At 41.5% G+C, this 24,165-nt stretch carries 24 protein-coding genes; 7 read left to right on the top strand and 17 right to left on the bottom strand.

What is annotated here, in order from left to right; all coding sequences use genetic code 11:
* Window positions 1-95: 95 nt before the first annotated feature.
* Window positions 96-1,085: an LCP family protein gene (locus tag BFS30_RS06770; RefSeq protein WP_069378591.1), complete on the top strand. Its 990-nt coding sequence runs from the start codon at window positions 96-98 to the stop codon at window positions 1,083-1,085.
* Here the strand turns inward: BFS30_RS06770 and BFS30_RS06765 are convergent.
* The gene (locus tag BFS30_RS06765; RefSeq protein ID WP_069378590.1) at window positions 1,060-1,599 is read right to left on the bottom strand and encodes a hypothetical protein; all 540 of its coding nucleotides are present in this window, start codon (window positions 1,597-1,599) and stop codon (window positions 1,060-1,062) included. The two genes, BFS30_RS06770 and BFS30_RS06765, sit on opposite strands and share 26 nt — an antisense overlap.
* Before the next feature lie 85 nt (window positions 1,600-1,684).
* Here BFS30_RS06765 and BFS30_RS06760 point away from each other — a divergent pair, with 85 nt between their 5' ends.
* Window positions 1,685-3,460, top strand: a complete 1,776-nt coding sequence (locus BFS30_RS06760) for an aminopeptidase P family protein (protein ID WP_069378589.1) — start codon at window positions 1,685-1,687, stop codon at window positions 3,458-3,460.
* A gap of 350 nt (window positions 3,461-3,810) precedes the next feature.
* Here the strand turns inward: BFS30_RS06760 and BFS30_RS06755 are convergent, their stop codons facing one another.
* From BFS30_RS06755 to BFS30_RS06720, 8 genes are all read right to left on the bottom strand, one after another.
* The gene (locus BFS30_RS06755) at window positions 3,811-4,599 is read right to left on the bottom strand and encodes an SDR family oxidoreductase (protein WP_069378588.1); all 789 of its coding nucleotides are present in this window, start codon (window positions 4,597-4,599) and stop codon (window positions 3,811-3,813) included.
* A 7-nt stretch (window positions 4,600-4,606) separates the two neighbouring features.
* Window positions 4,607-5,440 carry an amidohydrolase family protein gene (locus BFS30_RS06750; RefSeq protein WP_069378587.1) on the bottom strand — a complete coding sequence of 278 codons (834 nt, stop codon included), beginning with the start codon at window positions 5,438-5,440 and terminating at the stop codon, window positions 4,607-4,609.
* Complete coding sequence (locus BFS30_RS06745; RefSeq protein ID WP_069378586.1) at window positions 5,427-6,284, bottom strand: fumarylacetoacetate hydrolase family protein; 858 nt, start codon at window positions 6,282-6,284, stop codon at window positions 5,427-5,429. Before BFS30_RS06745 ends, BFS30_RS06750 begins: the two co-directional genes overlap by 14 nt.
* 10 nt (window positions 6,285-6,294) lie before the next feature.
* The gene (locus BFS30_RS06740) at window positions 6,295-7,059 is read right to left on the bottom strand and encodes an SDR family NAD(P)-dependent oxidoreductase (protein ID WP_069378585.1); all 765 of its coding nucleotides are present in this window, start codon (window positions 7,057-7,059) and stop codon (window positions 6,295-6,297) included.
* Between the two features lie 9 nt (window positions 7,060-7,068).
* Complete coding sequence (locus BFS30_RS06735) at window positions 7,069-8,727, bottom strand: UxaA family hydrolase (RefSeq protein ID WP_069378584.1); 1,659 nt, start codon at window positions 8,725-8,727, stop codon at window positions 7,069-7,071.
* Window positions 8,728-8,732: 5 nt separating this feature from the next.
* Window positions 8,733-9,065, bottom strand: a complete 333-nt coding sequence (locus BFS30_RS06730) for an L-rhamnose mutarotase (protein ID WP_069378583.1) — start codon at window positions 9,063-9,065, stop codon at window positions 8,733-8,735.
* On the bottom strand, window positions 9,058-10,314 hold the full coding sequence (fucP, locus tag BFS30_RS06725) for an L-fucose:H+ symporter permease (protein ID WP_069378582.1): 1,257 nt from the start codon (window positions 10,312-10,314) through the stop codon (window positions 9,058-9,060). Before fucP ends, BFS30_RS06730 begins: the two co-directional genes overlap by 8 nt.
* An 84-nt stretch (window positions 10,315-10,398) precedes the next feature.
* Complete coding sequence (locus BFS30_RS06720; RefSeq protein ID WP_083251979.1) at window positions 10,399-12,543, bottom strand: alpha-L-fucosidase; 2,145 nt, start codon at window positions 12,541-12,543, stop codon at window positions 10,399-10,401.
* Between the two features lie 281 nt (window positions 12,544-12,824).
* On the opposite strand from BFS30_RS06720, the gene BFS30_RS06715 reads away from it, so the two are divergent.
* The 5 genes from BFS30_RS06715 to BFS30_RS06695 all read left to right on the top strand — a co-directional run bounded on the left by BFS30_RS06715 (window position 12,825) and on the right by BFS30_RS06695 (window position 16,325).
* Window positions 12,825-13,028 (top strand): type II toxin-antitoxin system Y4mF family antitoxin, encoded by a 204-nt coding sequence (locus BFS30_RS06715; protein WP_069378581.1) that lies wholly within the window; start codon window positions 12,825-12,827, stop codon window positions 13,026-13,028.
* 23 nt (window positions 13,029-13,051) lie between these two features.
* Window positions 13,052-13,366, top strand: a complete 315-nt coding sequence (locus tag BFS30_RS06710; RefSeq protein ID WP_237028721.1) for a HipA N-terminal domain-containing protein — start codon at window positions 13,052-13,054, stop codon at window positions 13,364-13,366.
* Between the two features lie 22 nt (window positions 13,367-13,388).
* Window positions 13,389-14,282, top strand: coding sequence for a HipA domain-containing protein (locus BFS30_RS06705; RefSeq protein ID WP_237028720.1), 894 nt, complete (start codon window positions 13,389-13,391; stop codon window positions 14,280-14,282).
* 109 nt (window positions 14,283-14,391) lie between these two features.
* Window positions 14,392-15,411, top strand: a complete 1,020-nt coding sequence (locus BFS30_RS06700; protein WP_069378578.1) for an SDR family NAD(P)-dependent oxidoreductase — start codon at window positions 14,392-14,394, stop codon at window positions 15,409-15,411.
* Window positions 15,412-15,503: 92 nt separating this feature from the next.
* On the top strand, window positions 15,504-16,325 hold the full coding sequence (locus BFS30_RS06695) for a helix-turn-helix domain-containing protein (RefSeq protein ID WP_069378577.1): 822 nt from the start codon (window positions 15,504-15,506) through the stop codon (window positions 16,323-16,325).
* Window positions 16,326-16,383: 58 nt separating this feature from the next.
* Here the strand turns inward: BFS30_RS06695 and rfbA are convergent, their stop codons facing one another.
* The 8 genes from rfbA to BFS30_RS06655 all read right to left on the bottom strand — a co-directional run bounded on the left by rfbA (window position 16,384) and on the right by BFS30_RS06655 (window position 24,123).
* On the bottom strand, window positions 16,384-17,244 hold the full coding sequence (gene rfbA, locus BFS30_RS06690; RefSeq protein WP_069378576.1) for a glucose-1-phosphate thymidylyltransferase RfbA: 861 nt from the start codon (window positions 17,242-17,244) through the stop codon (window positions 16,384-16,386).
* 33 nt (window positions 17,245-17,277) lie between these two features.
* On the bottom strand, window positions 17,278-17,859 hold the full coding sequence (locus tag BFS30_RS06685; protein ID WP_069378575.1) for a DUF3109 family protein: 582 nt from the start codon (window positions 17,857-17,859) through the stop codon (window positions 17,278-17,280).
* A gap of 5 nt (window positions 17,860-17,864) precedes the next feature.
* Window positions 17,865-18,641, bottom strand: coding sequence for a DUF3108 domain-containing protein (locus BFS30_RS06680; protein WP_069378574.1), 777 nt, complete (start codon window positions 18,639-18,641; stop codon window positions 17,865-17,867).
* A 30-nt stretch (window positions 18,642-18,671) separates the two neighbouring features.
* Entirely contained in the window at window positions 18,672-19,187 is a 516-nt protein-coding gene (locus tag BFS30_RS06675) for a DUF2480 family protein (protein WP_069378573.1), read from the bottom strand.
* A 64-nt stretch (window positions 19,188-19,251) separates the two neighbouring features.
* Complete coding sequence (locus BFS30_RS06670) at window positions 19,252-21,348, bottom strand: peptidylprolyl isomerase (protein ID WP_069378572.1); 2,097 nt, start codon at window positions 21,346-21,348, stop codon at window positions 19,252-19,254.
* A 128-nt stretch (window positions 21,349-21,476) separates the two neighbouring features.
* On the bottom strand, window positions 21,477-22,052 hold the full coding sequence (gene lptC / locus BFS30_RS06665) for an LPS export ABC transporter periplasmic protein LptC (RefSeq protein ID WP_069378571.1): 576 nt from the start codon (window positions 22,050-22,052) through the stop codon (window positions 21,477-21,479).
* 45 nt (window positions 22,053-22,097) lie between these two features.
* Window positions 22,098-23,405 carry a hypothetical protein gene (locus tag BFS30_RS06660; protein WP_069378570.1) on the bottom strand — a complete coding sequence of 436 codons (1,308 nt, stop codon included), beginning with the start codon at window positions 23,403-23,405 and terminating at the stop codon, window positions 22,098-22,100.
* The gene (locus BFS30_RS06655) at window positions 23,368-24,123 is read right to left on the bottom strand and encodes a type III pantothenate kinase (protein WP_069378569.1); all 756 of its coding nucleotides are present in this window, start codon (window positions 24,121-24,123) and stop codon (window positions 23,368-23,370) included. The genes BFS30_RS06660 and BFS30_RS06655 overlap by 38 nt, the downstream gene beginning before the upstream one ends.
* Window positions 24,124-24,165 lie beyond the last annotated feature (42 nt).

Genomic DNA, 24,165 nt, shown 5'->3' with positions numbered 1-24,165 from the left:
TTATCTGCTGATTTAAGAACGTTTTAAAGGTAGGAAGAATTTTATTTGTTCACAGGTATGGTTATTGAAATAGAATCATCCTAAGTTTTAAAAAGATGAAAGCTTTTACATTTATTATTTTCTTTTCTATCCTGTCTTCATTTGCTTCAAACGCTCAGGATAAGCAATCCGGGATTTCCGAAGTACCTGCGCACAAATCACCTGTTCCTTTAAACAGATCAGCTGAAGCGCTTGGCATCTCTCCTGAAGTTCAGCGGAAAGTAAAAACCATGACCAATCCCCCTGTTAACATTGCCTTATTTGCGGTCGACAGGCGTACAGAGCAAGAGGCCGGGAACACGGATATCATCATTATTATCTCCATAAATCCGCTCAATGGGAAAGTAAAAATGTCGTCCATAATGAGGGATACCTACGTTAAAATCGAAGGTAAAGACATGGATAAGCTCAATGCCGCATTTGCTGTCGGGGGCCCGCAACTGGCGATCAAAACCATCAACCAAAATTTTGACCTGGACATTAAAGACTATATGAATGTTGATTTTTATGGAGCGGCAAAGATCGTGGATGCGCTGGGTGGAATCATGGTAAATGTGAAGGCCGCAGAACTTCCTTACCTGAACAATTACCTGGATGAAGTGTCTGTCTATGAGAAAATTCCGGCTATACCTCTAAAAAACCCTGGTCTTCAGAAACTGGATGGAAAACAAACTGTTGCCTATACCAGGATCCGGGCGGCTGGTAATGGAGATGCCGAAAGAACGGAGCGTCAACGTAGTGTTTTGATCTCCATCTTCGATAAACTAAAGGGCTCAGGTCAGGAAATTTTTCCCGTTTTTGCCACAGAAGTACTCCCTAATATAGAAACGAGCATGGCTAATTTTGCGCTTTTAAATTTTGCCGGAAGTATTCTAAACTCCAAAAATAAAACTATTGAACAGGCCCGTTTTCCCTTAGACCGGGAAAGCGTTGGAAAAAGAATCAACAACATCTGGTACCTCAGTACGGATTTAAAAGTTACCACCAGATCCCTTCATCATTTCATCTATAAAAATGAGGTCACAAAGAAGAAGGCTCCCCTTTAATGCATAGCCAGTTTTGCATGTGAGGGAAGGGCTCAATATTCAGGACTGCTGCATTTTTCTTATCGTAAGCCATCTGTTGATACTGGAGCATGGGCAGTCCTATATATTTACCCGCTTCAAAAGTATGGATGAGGTGTTCAGAACCCCCTTTATATCCATCAGCATGGAACACAACCTGTGGGGGCAGCTTCAGCTTCAGACAGGCAGCATAGCTCCAGGCCAGGCTCATCAGCTCAGCCCCCCTGTGCAGATCAATATCAGGAAGTTCTCCATCCAGTTTACACCTCTGGGAATAAGGCAAGGTGGCCAGATGCCCTGCCTCATGCAGGATGTCTCCAGGATTAACCACCTGAGATGGATCTATGCTAAGCCCTCCGGATTTAATGCGGATACCAGAAAAAAAAGAATCTCCTTCATGGCTTTCCAGCCAGACCTCCAATCCTATTTCCTGTAGGAAGGTAACAATAACACCTATAATTTCTTGATTTTTGAGAGGAGATAACGAAGCGTTCATGGTATAAAAAAACAAAAATAAAAAGACATAAAGAATAATTTACTGCAGATTTGCATTCACGAGATTAGCTATTAAAACTTAAACCATGACATATCAGGAAAAATTAAGCGAGATACGTAAACAAATGAAGGCTGACCATGTACAAGCCTATATTATCCCTTCAGCGGATCCACATATCAGTGAATACTTACCCCATCATTACAAATGTATTCCTTTTGCTTCCGGCTTTACCGGATCGGCAGGAACCTTAGTGATTACCCATGATTTTGCGGGTCTGTGGACAGATTTCCGTTATTTCGAGCAGGCAGCAGAACAATTGGAGAACAGTGGTTTTGAGCTGGTAAAACAAAAAGTTCAACATGCTCCTGAATACATTCAGTGGCTCATCGAAAAGCTGGATAAAGGCGCCATTGTAGCTACAAATGAAAAGCTGCTCTCTATCCTTTTAGGAGATCTTCTTACACAACAGTTCTCTATCAAGGACATACAGCTGAGCGACAAAGATTACCTGAGTTCAATCTGGGAAAACCGGCCGGAACTACCTGCAGAAAAGGCATTTCTAATTGAAGAACAGTACATCGGACAGTCTGTGGCCTCTAAATTAGCTGAAGTAAGGATTGAACTTCAGAAAAAGGGTGCGACCTACCACCTGATCTCCTCTCTTGATGATATGGCCTGGCTATTCAACATTCGTGGAAAAGATGTGAGTTATAATCCGGTGGTGCTTAGCTTCGCTTTAATTGCGAAGGATAAAGCCACCATTTTTATTAACCCTGATAAACTAACCGCAGCAGAAAAAGAAATGCTTTCCGCAAGTGGTGTTCAGGTAAGTCCTTATGAAGACATTGAATCTGCATTATCTGCAGTCCCTGAAAACAACACCATCTTTATTGATCCTAAGCGCAACTGTTTTGCCTATGCAAAACTATTACCGGCATCAGTAAAAATTATCAAAGACACCAACCCTTCAACCAACCTGAAAGCGGTTAAAAATGAGACAGAACTGGTCAATACCCGCATCGCGATGGCAAAAGACGGGGTTGCCATCACACGTTTCCTGAAATGGTTATCAGAAAACATTGGCAAGATCAGGATCACTGAGCTTTCTGCAGCTGCCGAACTCCGTAAATTCAGAGCGGAGCAAGAAGGCTTTGTCGGCGATAGTTTCAATACCATCAGTGCCTATAAAGCCCATGGTGCTTTACCTCATTATGGCCCTTCAGAAGAGAGCAACGCAGAGGTAAAAGCAGAAGGTTTGTTCCTTGTAGATTCCGGAGGTCAATATTTCTATGGCACTACAGACATCACCCGCACCATTCCGATGGGAAACAATACCGAAGAAGAAAAAACAGATTATACACTTGTTCTGAAAGGCATGATCGACGGTTGTAAATCGCGTTTCCCTAAAGGAACATGCGGTTATCAGATCGATGCCATCACCCGCAAACCATTATGGGACTACGCCATCAATTATGGACATGGAACAGGGCATGGCGTTGGTTATTTCCTGAATGTTCACGAAGGGCCTCATACCTTTAACCCGACCGCTACTCCAGTCGCCATTGAACTTGGAATGATCACCTCTATTGAACCCGGAGTATACCGCCCTGGGAAACACGGCGTAAGGATAGAAAACCTGGTAAACACGATTAAAGACGTCAGCAACGAGTTTAACGAATTCTATGCTTTTGAATCTTTAACCATTGCCCCGATCAGTACCACCATTGTAAAAAAGGAATTATTGGAGCAAGTACAGATAGATTGGCTGAATAGTTATAATGCACTGGTATTTGAACGCCTGAGCCCACTTTTAAATACGGAAGAAGTGGCCTGGTTAAAAGCATATACTGCCGCAATTTAGTTCCGGAATATTGCCCGGAGAGATTAAATTATAAAAAGGTGTATATTATTCGAAGGCTGGAATCTTTTGTCCTGAAAAAGGACAAAACTTCCTAAGGCCTTCTCACAACATACACCTTTTTATTTTTAATACTTTTTGAAGGAGTTACTGTGTAAACATTCAGCAAAATTAGAATAGCAACCGACTTATTTACTTTGCCCCAGTGCTATTTCCCTTTTCAAACTCCATTACGAAGGCCGCAATACAGGTTCTGCGTTTTGCAAAAAAAATCAAATGTGCTTCGACGACATCCAAATGTTTGCCCTTCAGCAAAACATTTGAGGAGAAGAAGGACATTTGATTTTTTTAATCTAAAGCGGGCTGATAGAGCGATCGAGATGCACGTACCCCCCATCAACGTAAACCAGTTGCCCGGTGGTATGGCTCGACGCTTCAGAAAGCAAAAACACCGTTGTATTTGCAATTTCTTCTGCCGTTGTCATTCTATTTCCAAAAGGGATTTTCGCTTTTATGGAAGTTAATTTTTCTTCAGAGTTAGGAATAGAATTGATCCAGGTCTGATACAATGGTGTATAACATTCTGCAACGATCACTGAATTTACACGAATGCCATAAGGCAGCAATTCCACCGCCCATTCCCTGGTCAACGCATTTCTGCCACCATTGGAAGCTGCATATGCAGAAGTACCTCCCTGCCCGGTATCCGCGACTTTAGAGCCAATATTTACAATCGCTCCTTTAGATGCTTTAAGTGCCGGCAAAGCATGGTGTGCCATCAGGTAATAATGGATCACATTTTTGTGCAGGCTTTCCACGAAGCTTTCATAGTTTCCACTTTCCAGTCCGACGCCATCATTTACCCCTGCATTATTTACCAGTCCATCAATTCTTCCAAATTTCTCCAGAACAATTTTAATGGCTTCTTCACTAGCTGAGGGCTTAGTTAATTCGGCGACCAACTGAAATACCTTTCCACCCTCAGCAGTAATATCATCAGCAAGCCTCTGGTTATCGGCTTCATTTCTTCCTACGATTACAGGTGTAGCCCCTTCTTTTGCCAGTAACCTTACAATAGCTTCTCCAATACCTTTGGCTCCGCCGGTTACGATGACTACTTTATCTTTTAATTGCAGATCCATTGATTGCTTATTTTAAGTTGTAAAACTGACTTGCATTTCCTCCCCAGAACAGGTTTCGTTCATGTTCGGAAAGCTTTGCAGTATAATTTTCCATGACGTTCAAGACCCTTCCATAGTCGCCTGCCAGCAGGCATACCGGCCAATCTGAACCGTACATTACTCTTTTGGCGCCAAAAGCTTCGAAAACCAGGTCCAGATAAGGATCAAAATCTTTCCCCTTCCAGCGCTTCCAATCTGCTTCAGTAACCATTCCCGATACTTTGCAGCTTACATTTTCATGTTTCGCCAATCGTTTGATGTCCTCATCCCAGGGGCTTATGCTGCCTTCTTTTATTCCGGGTTTAGCGATATGGTCCAGGACGAAAGGCTGATCAGGAAATTTGGCAGCCAGTTCTTCCGCATATTTCAATTGATGCGGGTAGATCAGGATATCGTAGGTAAATCCAAATTCACGTAATTTACCGATGCCATTTACAAACTCCGGCTTCAACATTAAGGCCGGATCGGATGCTCCCTGAAGGATCTCCCTGAAGCCTTTTAGCTTTTCATGTTTACGGAGTTCTGCCAGCTGATCAGCGATATCTGCTGCCTGCAGGTCTACCCAGCCTACTACTCCCTTAATAAAAGGGTGTGTTGCGGCATGGTTCAACTGGAATTTATTTTCCTTCTGACTCTGATCTGATTGCACCACCACACAACCATCAAACTGATAATGGTCCAGGATGGGTTTCAGGTGCTGGGGTAAGAAATCATCGCGCAGCACATCCATATCGTCTGTGATCCAGCTGTCCCTTACCTCATCATAATTCCAGAAATGCTGGTGGGAATCAATTTTTAACATAATTCTTCACCTCTTGTCTGGAAGTTCCAAGGCCGTCAATACCAAGCTCCACTACATCTCCTTCTTTAAGGTATACCGGGGGTTTAAAGCCTAAGCCCACACCTGCCGGGGTTCCTGTAGAAATCACATCGCCTGGCAGCAAAGTCATAAACTGACTCACATAAGCCACTACGAAAGGAACATTAAAGATAAAATTGGAGGTATTGCCATCCTGCATTTTCTGGCCATTTACGGTTAGCCAAAGGCGAAGGTTATTCACATCACCTAACTCATCTGCTGTAGCCAGGAATGGGCCTAAAGGTGCAAAAGTATCGCAACCTTTTCCTTTGTCCCAGGTCCCGTTTCTTTCGATCTGGAATTCTCTTTCAGAAACATCGTTGTGCAGCACATAACCCGCCACATAATCCAATGCATCTGCTTCTTCCACATAGGAAGCTTTTTTACCGATCACTACGGCAAGTTCTACTTCCCAATCCGTTTTTACCGAATTTTTTGGAATGATGATGTCATCAAAAGGACCAACCAAAGCGGTAGTCGATTTCATGAAGATCACCGGCTCCGGTGGAAGCGGCGCATTGGTTTCTTTTGCATGATCTGCATAATTCAGCCCTATACATACAATTTTTGAAGGACGTGCCACAGGAGAACCCAGACGGGTCTCTGCCGGAACTACCGGCAATTCTGCTTCATTCTCTTTTACAAAAGCAGCTAACCTTTCCAGTCCGTTGTTCTGAAAAAACTGCTCATTATAATCCTCGCCAAAAGCAGAAGTATCGTACCAAATATCGTTTATAATTACACCGGTCTTTTCCTGATCGGCGGCTCCCCATCTGATTAATTTCATCGTTGTATCTTTAATTATTTAATTTAATAAATCCTCCATCAAGGGGATAATCATTTCCGGTAATAAATCCTGCCTCTTCTGAGCACAGGTAAAGTGCCAGTGAGGCTACTTCTTCTGGTTTTCCCATACGGCCTACAGGCTGACTTTTCGACAACTTCTCAAAAATCTCGGCTTCCTGTCCGGCATAATTTTTGGCAATAAACCCATCTACAAAAGGAGTATGTACCCTTGCTGGTGAGATGCTGTTACAGCGAATACCATCCGCCATATAATCCCGTGCTACGGAAAGCGTCATTGCAAATATGGCACCTTTACTCATCGAGTACGCAAAACGGTCGGTAATCCCCACTACGGCCGCTATAGAAGCCATGTTTAAGATCACTCCTGATCCACTTTTCTTCAGCGCCGGGATTCCTGCATATAAACAGTTATAAGCACCCTTTACATTCACGTTGAATACTTTGGTAAAATCTTCTTCACTCGTCGTATCTGCTTTACCGATATGGGCAATACCCGCATTATTTACTAAGATATCAATTTCTCCGATCTGACTGAAAGTGTTCAGTACTGCCTCCTGGTTGCTCACATCGCAACCATAAGCCGCCGCAGCACCACCTGCTGCTTCGATCTCTGTTACCGTTTGTTGTGCCGCATCGGCATTCAATTCAATGATGTGCACTTTTGCGCCCTGTTTAGCAAAAAGCATGGAAATGGCTTTACCTATTCCACTACCCCCACCTGTTATAATCGCTGATTTTCCTTTTAAACTGAACATATTTTATTGCTATAATGAAACGCCTCTTTTCCATGGGATAAAATCATCCTGGTTCAGCAGTACTGCTTTCGGAGTAACTTCTCCACTGGCAGCCCTGATACAATACTCCAGAATTTCTATTCCCATCTCTTCAATTGTTTTTTCTCCACGGATGATGGCACCGGTATCTATATCAATGATGTCACCCATCCTGGTTGCCAGTTCCGTATTGGTGGCCACCTTAATCACCGGACATACCGGATTTCCTGTCGGCGTTCCCAGTCCGGTAGTGAACAGGATTAGCGTTGCACCACTTGCTGCTTTTCCTGTTGTTGCTTCCACGTCATTTCCGGGGGTACATACCAGACTTAAACCTGGTTTTGTTACTGGCTCGGTATAATCCAATACATCTACTACCGGCGAAGTTCCTGCTTTTTTTGCCGCTCCGGTACTTTTAATCGCATCTGTAATCAGACCATCCTTAATATTTCCCGGCGAAGGGTTCATATGAAATCCGGAACCTACTGCATGTGCCTGAGCATCATATTCCTGCATCAGGCGGATAAATTTATCCGCAGTGGGCTTATCCACACACCTATCGATGATGTTCTGCTCCGCTCCGCATAACTCCGGAAACTCGGCCAGCAATACTTTAGCGCCTAAGGCCACCAACAGATCGGAAGTATAACCTACCGATGGGTTGGCAGAGATGCCACTAAAACCATCACTACCACCGCATTTTACACCTACGCATAATGCGCTCAATGGTGCCGGAGCACGTTCTATCTTGTTAATTTCTGTCAGCCCGACAAAGGTTTTAAGAATTGCTGCTTTAATCAGCTGTTCTTCACTCTGACTTTGTTGCTGTTCAAAGATTAAAATATTCTTATCGAATGCAGGGTTTCTTTTCTTGACATCATTTAGCAGGTCCTGTGTCTGCAAGTGCTGGCAGCCCAGGCTCAATACCGTAATTCCCGCCACATTAGGATGATCTGCATAAGCGGCCAGCAGGTTACTCAGCAAAGCGGAATCTTGCCTCGTGCCACCGCAACCTCCCTGATGATTCAGAAATTTAATCCCATCTACATTCTTAAACACCCTGTTTTTTGCAGGCTGTAGGGCCGAAAGGCTATCCGGTTGAAAAGAGGCGATGCTCTCTCCTTCATTAAAAGCGGTTAACAACTGATCAGTAAACAACCGGTATTTATCCGTTACGGTATACCCCAGGGTATGATACAAAGATTCTTTGATCACATCCAGGTTTCTGTTTTCACAAAATACGGTGGGTACAAATAACCAGTAATTCGCCGTCCCTACCCTTCCGTCTTTACGGTGGTAACCATTGAAAGTACGGTTTGCAAATGCCGAAACATCCGGCTTCTGCCATTGATAATTTATATCTCTGAAACCATAATCCTGCGAAGCATGATGAATGTTATCGGTAGTCATCAGACCTCCTTTAAGAATCGGAGTAGTGGCTTTTCCAACCAACACCCCATACATCAATACCTCATCGTCTACATTCAGGTCTGTGATAAAGAATTTATGTTTTGCACGGATATCCTCCTTCAGGACAATCTGTGAATCGTTCCATTCTATGACCTGCCCTTTCGGTAAATCCTGTAAAGCAACCAGGACATTGTCGTCCGGATGGATCTGTAAAAAACTATTTTTAGTGCTTGCTGACATTGACCTTATAATTGAAATATTTTATCCATCATCATCCATTTCTCTCCGGGTTTAGCTCCCGGTACCGCTTGCTGATACTTCCACATTAAGGTTTCCCATTCCTGTACTTTTTCATTCCCGGCATCCATTGCTGCTTTTTGTTCAAAGCTAAAATCGTCACTTACCTCCATAACCATAAACAGACGGTTTCCCGTTCTGTAAATTTCCATATTCTGGATTCCGGACGACTTGATGCTGTCTATAATCTCCGGCCAAACGGCCCTATGCATTTCTTCATATTCCGCGATCAGCTGATCATCGGCTTTCAAATCGAGCGTTAAATAATACTGCTTACTCATAACTTTTAATTTCAATTACCTTATGGCCTTTTATGCCAAACAGGAATACCACTACAAAACAGATTAAAGGGACCGCATATCCCATTTGAATATTATGGGTCATATCGCTGATATACCCCATTACCGGAGGTAATATGGCACCGCCAACGATAGACATAATGATTAAACTACTTCCAAATTTTGTATCCTTACCCAGATCTTTGATTCCAAGAGAAAAAATGGTCGGGAACATGATCGACATAAAAAAGGCAATTCCTATTACTGCATACAACGCAATAGTTCCGCTCGATGTTATGGCTACGATACACAAAATGACATTGATAAGGGCATAGATAGACAATAGTTTACCTGCACTGATAAATTTCATCAGGAAAGTTCCAAAAAATCTACCGATCATAAAGGCCATTCCCATTCCATATCCCGCATATTTTGCCGCCTGTTGTTCATCTATTCCTGCCGCTTTTGTAGCATATAGGATGAAGAAACTGAACACACAAACCTGCGCACCCACATAGAAAAACTGTGCTGCAACAGCCCAGCTTAGGTGACGGTGTGCCAGGGCATGAAAGATGCCGGTTTTCTCGCCTTCCTTTTGCTCCGTTTCTTTAATCTCAGGCAATTTCAAGAAAGCAAAGATGATCGCAATGACCAAAATAATGCTACCCAGTATCAGGTAAGGCATCTTTACACTGGAAGCTTCTGAAGCCAGGGCAACCTGTTTCGCGGATTCCGTCATTGCACTGAGCTCTGTATCGGAATATCCTTTTGTAAGGATGATCTTCGCACCGATAATTGGCGCCAAAGTCGCCGCAAGCCCGTTAAATGACTGCGCGAAATTCAACCTGAAGGTTGAGGTTTCCGCTGGGCCCAGCAAAGAGGCATATGGATTTGCTGCAGTTTCCAGAATAGTTAACCCACAGGCAATGATAAACAGGGCAATCAGGAAGAAAAAGTACAACTGTGTATTCGCAGCAGGAATAAATAAAAAGGACCCGATGGCGAACAACAACAATCCAATGATGATACCTGTTTTGTACCCATATTTCTTCATGATAAATCCTGCAGGTAATGCCATTAAAAAGTAGGCAATAAATACGGCTGAATCCACTAATGAAGCCTGTAAAGTAGAAAGACTGAACGACTTCTTCAGATGGGGAATAAGGATTGGATCAAGATTGTGCACGAAACCCCACATAAAAAACAGGGACGTGATCATGATGAATGGGAAAAGGTATTTATTTTTAGTCATTGGTTTAATTTTTTGGTTACCCAAAGGACGCGAATTATGTTATATTTTATTTTATGATTTTATCATATCATTAAATGATTTTGGCTACTTTCTATGGATTTTAAGGCTCACATTTGACAATCCAAGCGTAGTATGAGGAGATAAAGGCCGGTTCAGCTGCCAGCTAAACGGATAGTATTTTCCCTTTTCCATAGTCAATTCCGGCAGGTCCTTGTAATATACCTGCTGTTTTAAGTTGTTGCTGATTCCCAGGGTGATGTCTTTTTTGTATCCATTGAAGTATTTAACCAGCAATTGGTTCTTACCTTTTTTCAAGGGTAACAGGATGACATCGGTCAATTTAGCCCCTTTAAAAGGATTATTGTGCTTAGCCAGAATTTCCCCGTTCAGCGTGACGATTACCCCATCCGTACTGGTGATTCCCGCAAGATAGGTCTGATCTGCTGTGGAGTTGATTTCCTGCATCACATAAACTGCAGTCTCTGTTTCCGCAGGCAGTGTATACAGTTCATTATTTTTCCATTCCGCTTTTTTCGTCCAGGACTGATTTCCATTTCTGCCCCAGGACTGCTCCGGATTTACAGAGCGGATGTCTCCAGGGAAACCATCTATTCCGGAACCTGAAGGGCCTGAAAGATATATCGTTCCCCAGTTGAGTTCTCCGGACTGCGGAAGTTCTGCTGCCGTCCCATCAGAGAAAGAAACTACGGAAACTTTCCCATTCAGCTCCAGGTCTATAATTTTATTTTTTTCCTGATCTGAGTAATAGATTCTCGGGATGTACTTTCCGGATTCTATGGCTTTTAAGGTCCAGGATTCTTTAACCGTACTTTGATATCTGGTATTGTAATCAATTCCGGAATTGCTGTAATGCTTAAAAGCATTAGGAGAATTAAGAACGATTTCTTCCTTGTTCAGTGCAACAATATTTGCGGGTGGAACCTGATATCCATTCACAAAGGTGATGGCAATTACTTTAAATTCTTTATGGACATCAAGACCTGCAGGAACATTGATCTTCACACCTGATTGATCCTGCGAGAACGTTATTTTTTGTTTGGCTTCTCCAAGTACGGCTACGCTTTTAATTTTCCCTTGAAGCCCGGGCAAAGTAATCTGTCCGTTTTCAGGCGTCTCCAGCAGGTGCAAATAGATTTTATTGGTTTTACTTGTTAAACTGCCCCATTTAAAAGTAATGTGGAAAGGGTCAGGATCTGCCGCATAAATTGCTTCTCCGTTTTTGTTCAGCCATTTCCCTATTTTCAATAGCACATCCCTTTCGAAATCTACAACACTACCATCCCCTTTCGGCCCAATATTCAACAGAAAGTTCCCTCCTCTGCTCACTACACGGATCAGACTGGTTAGCTTTTCCTTTGTTTTCTCTTCTTCGCTTCCGCGATCCTGCCAGGAACGATAGCTCCAGGTTTCATCAAAGAAAGAGGCAGGAGACTGCCATGGCACTCCAATCGTATAATCTGGTTCCTGGTTATCTCCCATCACATTGAAATCTCCCATATCATTTCCAATGCGACTACCGATCATACAATCGGGCTGAAGACGGTGAACCAGATCTCTCAGTTCTTTACTTTCTGATGCACTCTGAGAACCCATATCGAACCACAATTCCGATACCGGGCCATAATTGCTCAGCAATTCTGTAATCTGTTTTTTATTGTATTCCACATGCTCCGGAGTAATATAATCTGAGTTGCTGCTGGAAATTGGTGAAGCTTGCGGATAATGCCAGTCGATCAATGAAAAGTATAATCCGAAACGCAATCCACCACGCTTACACGCTTCAGAAAGTTCTTTTAATACGTCTCTTTTATAGGGAGTCGCATCCACAACGTTAAAATCGGTCGTATTGGTTTTAAACATGCAAAAGCCATCATGGTGTTTGGAAGTGATCACGATCGACCGCATTCCAGCTTTCTTTGCCAGTGAAACAATAGAATCAGGATTCCACTTTTCCGGATTAAACCTTTTAGCGACTTTAGCATAGGTATCACTATAGATTCCTGCATGAGCCTGAATCTGCTCACTTAAACCCTTGCTTACCGGCTTTCCCTCCCACACTCCACCCAATACGGAATAAATCCCATAGTGGATGAACATTGTATATTTCTGATCCTGCCATGCTTTTAAAGCCTTGGGGTCATGTTGTGAAAAACTAAAATTGCTCCAAAGCAGGAGCATAAATAGCAGAATGCCTGATTTATGTTTCATCGTTAATTCTATTTGGGTTTAGGTGATTCCTTTACGCAGTACTCAATTTAGTTAAAAGCGGCTAATTCAAAGAAAGGAAATTGGCAGGCACAAAATTTTCTGAATTTGTCAAATGATTAAGCGATTTTGGCATGAATAAGATTGTTACCTCCGTCAAACAGACTACTTAGACACACTAAGTATACCCTATAGGGTACAATAAATATGTTTGAACTAAATTTGTACCCTATAGGGTATAGCATTGAATATTTTTTACTATATTGTACCCTAAAGGGTATCCTATGAACTCAATTGTATTATTTGTAAAAGAAAGAAGAAAGACATTAAAATTGTCTCAGGAAGAATTAGCATTTAAAGCAGGTGTAGGCCTACGCTTTCTACGGGAATTGGAAAGAGGCAAAACAACCTTACGTTTGGATAAAGTAAATCAAGTACTGGAATTATTCGGAAAGCAGGTTGGAGTAATTGATTTAAGCAGGGAATAGTAATGAGACAAAGAGCAAAGGTTATGTATAGAGATCAGCTTGCAGGTTATCTGGAAAAGTATGACGAGGGTTATCGGTTTACTTATGAAAATGAATACCTGTCAGGCAATAATCCAAGACCGGTTAGCCTTACGCTACCACTTTCCGAATACGCATACACGAGTCGCGTTTTATTTTCTTTCTTTGACGGTTTAATACCAGAAGGTTGGCTCTTAAACATCGCACGACAAGAGTGGCATCTTAAAGGAACAGATCGTTTTGAACTGCTGATTACTTTATGTAGGGATACCATTGGTGCGGTTACCGTATTCCCAGTAGAGGAGGCAGACCATGGCTAAGTGTTTATTTTGTTATCAACCTTTGGAGGAAAGCCTTTATCATAAGAAATGTTGTAAGAAATTTTTCGGTTATGACACATTACCTGAATTAATACTTAATAATGACCTTTTAGCAAAGCTGGCAAAAGAAACCGTTAACAAAAGAATTTCTCTTACAGGCGTTCAACCCAAGTTATCTATTGATGTAGAAAATATTGCGGGAACCAAAAGACTAACCATTGTTGGACTATGGGGAAAATATATCCTTAAGCCACAAAATGGAGAGATTGCTCAAATGCCGGAAGCTGAAGACTTAACCATGCATTTGGCAAATCTATTTGGAATTAAAACCTGTGATCATTGTCTAATCCCCACCTCAAACGGAGATTTGGTCTATTTAGCAAAGAGATTTGATAGAGTCGACAATATTAAAATACACCTGGAAGATTTTTGCCAGCTCGGAGAGTTTCAAACAGAACAAAAGTATGACAGCTCTTACGAAAGATGTGGGAAATTGATTACAACTCATTGTACAAACAGCAGATTAGATGTTATAAACTACTTTGAATTACTCTTATTCTCCTTTCTTTCCGGGAACAATGATATGCATATGAAGAATTTCTCGATAATGCATCTCGATCAGGGAATTGTATTGTCGCCGGCGTATGATTTAATAAACAGTCATCTGATCTATCCGAAAGATAAAGAAGACATGGCGCTTTTATTAAATGGCCGGAAATCAAAAATCAAACTTAAAGATTTTCAAATGCTTTCGGGAGTTCTGGGAATAAGAGAAAAAGTCTTTGACAGGATATTGAAGAAGTTCAATTCAGCTACTGATAAAGTTTTCCATCTTATAGACCACTCATTTTTATCTGAATCTTATAAAGAAACCTATAAAATGATTTGGGAAAACAGATTAAAAAGGCTGGAATAACCAATAAAAAATTACTCAAATAGTCCTTAAAACAAAGTAAAATAGGTCTTTAAAACAAAGCCGATCAGTTTAATCTCCTCTACTTTTGTGTCAACAAAATAAAGTTGACATGAAAAAGAATAATTATCAAGGTGCGTTACAACAACCGATTGGTTCAGGGTTTAACGCCACATCAACAGCAGCTGAGGTGATCAAAGGCATCCACCTCAACGGAAAAACGGCTATCGTAACAGGTGGTAATGCAGGCATTGGCCTGGAAACAACTAAAATCCTTTCAGCAGCAGGAGCAACGGTGATTGTTCCGGCAAGGGATATGGAAAAAGCAAAGAAAAACCTGCGAGGTATTGCCAATGTAGAGTTGGAGACAATGGATCTGATCAATCCGGAATCCATTGATGCTTTTGCGGAAAAGTTCCTTGCATCAGGCAGACCACTTGACTTGCTGATCAACAATGCGGGAATTATGTGGGTACCATTACGCAGAGATAGCCGTGGTATAGAATCACAATTGGCCACCAATCACCTCGGACAGTTTCAACTTGCCGCGAGGTTATGGCCTGCTCTTAAAAAAGCAAATGGTGCCAGGGTGATCAACGTCTCCTCTTTTGGTCATCAAATGTCAGCCTTTGACTTCGATGATCCAAATTTTGAACAACGCGAATATGAGACCTTACTAGGGTACGGACAATCGAAAACGGCAAGTAACCTATTCGCCCTTGAGCTCGACAATCGTGGTCTGGAGTTCAATATAAGGGCATATTCTTTGCATCCGGGCTCTATTTATGGCACTGATCTCGGCAGGGAAGAACCTATAGCCCTGTTTCAGCAAATGGGCACTTATGATGCCGATGGGGTCATTAAACAGGAAGTTGCCCGTAAATTAAAAACAATTCCGCAGGGTGCAGCCACAACCATCTGGTGCGCTGTAAGTCCTGCGCTAAATACCATCGGAGGGGTCTACTGTGAAGACTCGGATATCGCCGAACTTGACCTCGGAAATATTGAACACAGATACGATGAGCCCTGGACCTTACGTGGCGTTCAACCTTATTCCCTGGACGAGAATAATGCCAAAAAGCTGTGGACATTAAGTGAGAAAATGACCGGGACTACCTTCCTTACCCAGTAACATTTCTCAAATTCCACTTACTATAAGAAAAGCAATTTTGGACATCGAATAAACTGTTGTATTTTCAATCTTACAAATCATAAACCAGGTTAATGGAGCACACCTCGAAATACATTACGCCCGACATTAAGCTTTCCTGTTATGAGGACAAGCTTTTCAAGTCGGACATTATATTTGACCATCATATGCTGATCTGGTTCATTTCAGGCGAAACAAAAATCGTTCAGGCAGAAGAAAGTCATCGCTTTAAAACGGGCGATATATTTTTAATCCCAAGAAATCAGCCCGCCACGATCATCAACTTTCCAAAAGATGGGATGCCACATAAAACTGTTGTGATGCTTTTATCGGCAAAAACACTCCGTGATTTTTACGCGAATATCAAAATTACGACCAGCATTACACCAATTCCTAAAATCTGCAGTTTCAATAGTCACCCGCTACTGGAAAGTTGCCTTAGCTCATTAATACCATATTTTGAGATGGAAGAACTTCCTGAACATATTGCCGCCCTAAAAATTACAGAGGCCATCAGCATCCTGAGAGCTATCGATCCTGGAATTGATGGCATACTGGCAAACTTTGAAGAACCCGGTAAAGTTGATCTGGCCAGGTTCATGGAAAAGAATTACATGTTCAATATGACGATGGAGAAATTTGGATACCTCACAGGCAGAAGCATTACCACTTTTAAGCGAGATTTTAAAAAGACCTACAACACAACGCCTCAAAAATGGCTTACCCAAAGACGCTTAGAACTGGCCCACTACATGATTAGTGAAAAGCGCAAAAAACCAACTGAGGTCATATTTGAAGTCGGCTTTGAAAACTTATCCCATTTCTCTTTTATCTTCAAAAAGCAGTTCGGTTACGCGCCAACTCAATTGCCGGAGCGCAATCTTAACAAAAATTAAGCAACAAAAAACCCTGGCATGAACAATCATTACCAGGGTTTCTTTATATTTTTTCTGCTTACTTTAAAATCTTCAACAGATAAGCCCCATATCCACTTTTCACCAATGGTGTTGCTACTTCACGAAGCTGTTCTTTATTAATAAAGCCCATCCGGTAAGCCACCTCTTCGATACATCCGATTTTTAATCCCTGACGTTCTTCGATTACCTGCACAAACTGACCGGCCTGCATTAGAGAAGCAAAAGTTCCGGTATCCAACCAGGCTGTTCCTCTGCTCAACACCCCTACTTTCAGTCGGCCCTGCTCCAGATAGACCTTATTTACATCTGTAATCTCATACTCCCCACGTGCCGAAGGTTTAATATTTTTAGCAATTTCTACCACACTGTTGTCGTAAAAATACAGTCCGGGAACCGCATAATCTGATTTGGGTTCCAGCGGCTTCTCTTCTATGGATACCGCCTGGTTATGTTCATCAAATTCAACCACTCCATAACGTTCCGGATCTGATACGCGGTAAGCGAAAACTACACCACCATCCGGATCAGAGCTGGCTTGTAACAGCTTTGCCATCCCATCTCCGTAAAAGATATTATCACCCAATACCAGGGCTACTTTATCTTTACCAATAAAATCGGCACCGATTACAAAAGCCTGCGCCAGTCCATTCGGATCAGCCTGTTCAGCATACGAGAATTCACAACCTAAAGCTTTTCCATCTCCTAAAAGTTTCTTGAAATTCGGAAGATCATGTGGGGTAGAAATGATCAGGATCTCTCTGATTCCTGCCAGCATTAAAGTCGACAGCGGATAATAAATCATCGGCTTATCGTATACAGGCATCATCTGCTTACTCATTACTAGGGTTAATGGGTGCAACCTTGTACCGCTTCCCCCTGCTAAAATTATTCCTTTCAATTTATTTGGGTTTGATTTGTAATCATTTATCGTTTATCCCTGCTCTTCTTCCTTTTTTAAGGACACGCTGTTTTCCAGCTCAGCATACCATTCTGCACCATATTTTCTGATGAGTGGCCCTTTTAAAAACTGATATACCGGAACTTTTAATTCCCTTCCGAAGGTACAGGCATCATGACAGATGTGCCATCTGTCGTAATTCAATACTTCAAACTCCGGATACTGCGTTACCCTGATCGGATATAAATGACAGGAAATCGGCTTCTGCCAGTCTACCAATCCAAGTTCATATCCTTTTTCTATTCCGCATTTAGTAATTCCATTTTCAAAAGTTACGTAGGCACATTCCTTATTTCCATCCACACAAGGCGTGGTCAGGTCGCCATCAGCATCGACAACAGAAGTTCCCTGTTCTTCGATTGCCTTGATTCCTTTCTCTTCCAGCAGGTGTTGGATTTTGGGATAAATATCCCTCAGGATTGCCGTTTCCGCTACATCCAATGGTGCTCCTGCATCTCCCTCTACACAGCAAATGCCCTTACACTTGTTGAGGTTACAGACAAAGCTTTCGCTGATCAGGTCCTCATGCACGAGTGTATTCTGTACTTCTATCATCTTTTTTATTTTACTATAGCCAAAGGATACTTTAATCCATCGGCTGATTTAATTTCCATGGTCACTGCACCCACTAAGATTTCCACCTGGGCCTTTACAGGCACCCTGTTGCCATCATCAGTAATCCACAGGTATAATTTACTGTCTTTTCTAAAAATCCGTCCAGGCTTAATAGAAGGACTAAATTTCAAACACCTGATTTTACCCATTTTTGTTTTGACCGTTTCGCGTCCTACAAATTCAATTTCCAGCTGATTGATCTCATCACCCAAAAAGTAATTCACTTTCACTTTATCTCCGGTATTCATCTTCGAGATATCCAGGCTTCTGGCAAAGTAATAGGTAGATACCAGATCAAAAGTCTGACCGGTTGGTGTGTTAAAAGTTCCTTTTGTGGCCACCACCTTGCGGTCTCCCTGATGAAACCTTGCTTTATCCTCCCTGCGGTAACTTCCTTCCCGGATATTTTCCTGATAGAAATAAGGTTTAAGATTTACTTTATCAATATAAGAATCATAATGGTCTCTTATTTTATAAAAGACATCAAATGTTCCGGAGGTCACTCCATCCACCGATAATCTGAAAGTAGGTTTACCATCGAATTTAAGATCTGAATCCAGGACTTTCAATGTTCCTTCTGCCGCGGTGATAAAGCCATATCTCAATTTATACTTAAGCACTTCTCCCACTTGAAACACAGGCTCTTTAACAAAAGGAAGCTCCTGGGCCAACCCCCTGAAACTTAGTAATGCAATAATGACGATCAATAATGATTTCTTCATATCAGGGTTAAAACAAAAAACAATCCAAACTTAATCCTTTCGCTTATAAATCGGGACGGTAGAGCAAGGCTCACCATACATTATACTTTTTACAACGGGCGTCAACAGGCTAGTAATTTCCACATAGGCAGAAACGGGCACCTCAATGTCAGCGCATCCTTTTACCACGACTCTTTCTCCGGCAAATGCATTCAGATCTATCTTTGCAAGTGCTTTAGTGAAAAGTACCGATTCCAGCGTCTCTAAGCTACCAAAAACTACCTCATTTGCATAAGGTTTTAATTTATTGGCCAGCAGCATATAAGCCCATGTTGGCACAATGGCATCTGCACTACAGATAACAGCTATATTTTTTCCGGTATATCCGGCCCAGTCATGTGTTTTTATAAACTCTCTGAAATCTTTTTCTCTCAGCATCAAGCCATGAAAAAGGTTATCCTTAATGTCGTAAACAACCCTTTCTCCGGTATGATAATATTCTTCCAGATTTAACGTGATCAAGCCACTTGCAGCTACTTTATTAACGAAGTTCTCCTGAATGTCCATGGTTATTAAAATAAAAAAACCGGAAGCGATAATACTTCCGGTTACAAAATTACGTAAAATAAGATTAATAGAATTTCACTCTATTGTCTTTTATCTTGCTCTTATCCTGCAATGCCTGGAATGCCGATCCTAAAGAACGCTGAGCAGCTACCTGCATCATTGCTTCTTTTTGCTTGTAAGTATTTGCCAGAGGAGCCGGATTACTAAATCCATCCACAGTAAATACATACACACCACGTTCGCCATCTACAGGTTTAGAAAGTTTTCCTGGCTGAGAACCGAATACGGTACCTACCAGTTTATTTTCCTGAGCTGCTCCAGGGATAATCGGGTTAGCAAATACCATGTTCTGAACTGGTGCTACCGGTTTTCCTAATTTCTGAGCTACCTGATCGATATTTCCTGCACCTTGTAAAGCCGCATTAATTTTTTCAGTCAGTTGTTTTGCTTTTACTGCATTACGAACCAAAGGCTCGATGTCTTTCTTCACTGCTTCCAATGGTAATGTACCTTTAGGATTGATGCCTGTTACACGGGCAACCACGAATGAATTATCCATCTGATAGATTTCTTTAAGCACATCACCTTTGTCTGCTGCATAAGCATCACGGATCAGCTGACGCGGGTTGTCCAAACCAGGAGCAAAACCTTGCGATCCGGTTACTTTATCAGCTACACCTACAGTGTATTTGTTTTTCTGTGCCAGTTCGCTAAAGTTATTGTCTTTAACCTCACTTAAGAAAGCACTGGCTTTTTTGTAAGCTGCATCTTTAGTTTTATTACTTGCTGCAAGGCTTTTCTCTACGTATGCCAGTTTAGCAACTTTAGAAGAACCGATTTGCTTTTCAACTTTAATCAGGTGCACACCGAATTGTGAAGTCACTACTTTAAGATCTCCGGCTTTACCATCGAATGCAGCATTTTCAAATTCAGGAACCATTTGTCCACGGGTAAAAGTACCAAGGTCACCGCCTTTATCTTTTGATCCGTCAACGCTATATTGTTTAGCCAGGGTTGCGAAGTTCGCACCACCTTGTACCAGAGTTTTCAGGGAATCAGCCAGTTTTCTTGCTTTATCCACACCACCCAATTTAGTAGGGTCAATAAGAATATGACTTGCTTTTACTGAGTCCGGAGAAAAACGGGTATCAATTACCTTGATTAGTTTATAAGAGTTACCAGAAAATTTAGGTCCGTAATAGCTACCTGCAGGAAGATTGAAAACTACAGAGTCAACAGCCGGATCTAATTTACCTTTACTCAAATAAGTATAAGGAACTTTAACATCAGAGTTTAGTGCTGCAAATAAAGAATCATTTGGAGCAGTTTTGAAATCCGCTGCCAGTTTATCTACCTGAGTTTTCACTGCAAGAGAGTCTTCTTTAGTCGGGCTAACGCTGAAAGATACATATTCAAATGAACGTGTCTCTGCAGGGTTCTCAAAACGTTTTTTATTGGCGTTATAATAATCAGAATAATCTGCTTCAGTTGGTTTTACATTAGCATCAGGAATCGAAGCATAATCAAGGCCAACATATTTGAAGTTTGCCAGCTTGTTACGGTTCAGGTATTCATCATTTGCTTCCAGCGTGGTTACGTATAAAGAGTTACGAACCAGGTTGGCATATTTTTGCTGTAAAGCCTGTTTAGTAATTTCAGTTTCAAGCAAAGACCATTGTTGATTTAACTGAGGATTTTTAGCCCTTTGTTTAAGGGAAGTGATCACATCAGAACGGTTCAGCTGACCAGTTTGAGGATTACCAAAATACTGAACAATCAGCGGGCTGGGATTCTCACCTTGCATCAGGTCAAATAACTCATCACTGGAAACGTTTAAACCTAAGCGGCTATATTCTTTACCTAAAAGAATGCTTGCTACTTCTCCGTTCCAAACATTGTCTACAGCCATAGCTTGCATCTGGGCATTTCCAGAACCACCATATTGCTGTTTAAACTGAGCTAAACTCTGGTCTACTTTAGGACCAAAAGTATCAATGCTAATTTCTTCACCATCAATTGATCCGACAACCTTCTGAGATTCGGCCCAGAAAGGCTTACCTACTTGAATTGCATCACCAACCAAAAATGCAACAATTGCAAAACCGATGGCACCGATCAAAATGTACCCTGCGCGATTCCGCAAAAATGTCATTAATCCCATAATATTCTTATTTATAAATCTTTTTTAAGAGGGCGCAAGATACAACTTTTGCGAAAAAAAGAAAATATTAAATTGTTTTTGATTAAGTATTTAAAAATTAAGGAAATATGGCCTTTTAAATCCGCCGGTTATTCCCCGAATTTTTTATCAACATAGGTCTCTCCAAATCCCTTTTCGAATTTAAAAACGCTGAAATCTTCCGTTGCACTGAAGTTTATGGCATTTACCATGGTCCCATCGGGCTTGGTCACCACACCTGTTGGAGAGAAAAACATCTTCTTATTCTGATCCCAGGTCAGTTCTTCGGTATTGAAGGTCAGCTGCTCGTTTACCACGATCACATTCCGTCTGAAAATCACCAGTTTTTCGCTTTCTTTCTGGATGGCATAGTCGGAAGTCACGGAGCCTTTGTTGCCCATCTGCTCGTTGAGAAAATTGATCTTTACTCCGGCCGGCATCTCCTGATAAATAGCGCCGCTCTTCGGGGTAATCTTATCCATAATGGGTGCCGTTCCTTTTGCCTGTACTTTGGCCGAATCGCTATAGATGATTTCCACCCCAAGCGTACGGTCCCTGTTCAGGATCATTTTGTCCTTAGCTGATATGGGAGCAGCCTTTTTCAGGTCATCTTCTCCACAGGAACTTAAACAAAGCTGAAATAAGCTAAGTACAACTATACCAGATAGTATTCCCCGGGATTTCATGCAGATTGTATTTTAATTTGGTTCCGGGCCTAAACCCGGAGCCAGTTAATAAAGTTTGTTTTTAACGAACCAGGTATCGTTGAGTGTAAAGCCGATATGGAAGTTAATATAATTTTCTTTTACCAGGCCATTGGTCAATGTGCCCCTTTGTCCGATTTCGGTAGTAAAGTTCAATTTATAAACTGAATACCTTGATGGCGCCAATGGCAATCCAAATCCAAATGTAATTGCCTGTTGTTTAATATCCTGACCAGATCTCTGGATATAAGTTTTGTCGTACATAAAACCCAGACGGTAGTCTACGCGTTTAAAATAACTACCAATAGAGCTGATGTCAGGAGTATATTGCCCACCGGCAGAAACACCCCAGCTATCCTGTAGACCCTGGTTAACACCATCAATAGCTAATTTTTTCCAGCCACCCATTCTGTAATCGGCACCGAATAACCATTTATTATCTCTCTGAATGGTAAATCCAAAACTATGTGTCAATGGCAGTTTCAATTTTGTTTGTTTTCCTTCAATCGAAGAAAGCGTATCTATAAAGCTACCTTCATCTTCTCCGTTTCTAATGTATTGACTAGCCAGATAAGTTCTTTTGGAGTTGATTGAAGAAGAGGCAGATCCTGAATACCCGAAAGTAATTCTCTTTTTAGTTCCCAAAGGGATTTCATATTGAGCACCATAGGAGAAATTTACTCCGCCAATACTATTTTTATCCTGCTCTCTGGAATACTTGGCTGCTGCCCTCTCCAATTCGATAGAACTGCTCTTAACCAGGTTTCCAAAAATGTATTCTACGTTTGCACCGATTCTGAAATGATCACCGATTTGCTGACCAAAACCCAGATAAGCTTTTGATAATCCTCCTTCTCCGGAATAAATGCTCGTAGAATTACTGGTATCCACCTTTCCTGTTTTGGTATATTCATAACCAACCTGAGTATAAGGCATTAAACCAAAGCTAATCCCTGATTTACCGCTTTTGATCGGAAAAGCAAGGGCAATATGATTTAACGAAGCATTAAAACTTTTTTCGGCCAGACTTCCCTGTTTCAATTGGGTGAAAGTACCAGACATGCCAATATCTACTGTAGCCATATTAATTCCGGAATAAGTAGAAGGGTTCAGCATATTGATATTATTATATCCATTTGGTTTAAAAACCCCACTGGATATCCCACCCATAGCCCGCAATTGCGGAAGTACCATTGGCTTTACATTTCCTAGTCCATATTCAGAATATGGGGATTGCGACGTAACCTGTGCCTGGGCAGTAATGCCGGTAAACAAAACCAATACGGCTGCTATATAATTAATTTTTTTGTACATATTCAAATGCAATGACTTCATTTAATCCTTTTAATACCAAATACGGATCGTGAGTAATTTGAGGCGCAAAGATGCTGTTTTTTAATTGTTTCAGCAAAAATGTAGCATTACCCCCCGTTATCAATACCGTCAGGTCGTTATTTTTATTATTTTGTTGGGTGATGAACCCTTCAATTTCGTTAATCACTCCTTGTAAAACACCATTCTGAATGGCGGTAATTGTGTCTGTTCCTTCCGGTATCTGTCCTTCTTCCCTATCCCAGTCTACCAGGGGCAAACGTCCGGTATAATGATTTAGTGCTTTAAAACGCATATCTATTCCTAAACTAATGCTTCCTCCAAAATATTCGCTTTGGGCGGTTAAGGAATCGTAGACGATACAGGTTCCTGCATCGATTATAAAGCAGTTTTTTTCCGGATAATAATGATGCGCTGCAATAATTTTTGCCCAGCGGTCTAATCCTAGTGTAGATGGCGTTTTATAATTGTTTTTTATCCCGGTATTGCGATCTGTTGAAAAAGGAATATATGTTGTGTTTGCTTTCAGAACGTCAATCACATCCTCCAATTCAGGACCTACACTGGATATGGTAGAGCCGGTGATCTGGTATTGCTGAATCAGATCCAGTACGACATCCGGTGTCATTTGCTTAAGAACCTGAGCATGAACCATTGTTCTGTCGGTAAAGACAGCAACTTTAGGATTCGTATTTCCAATATCTATAACCAGATTATGCACTCAGCGCGTGTTCTAATACATAAACAAACTTCATGTCACAAA

It is taken from the genome of Pedobacter steynii (genome assembly GCF_001721645.1).
Classification (GTDB): Bacteria; Bacteroidota; Bacteroidia; order Sphingobacteriales; family Sphingobacteriaceae; genus Pedobacter; species Pedobacter steynii_A.
This window is presented reverse-complemented; position numbering and strand designations above follow the sequence as displayed.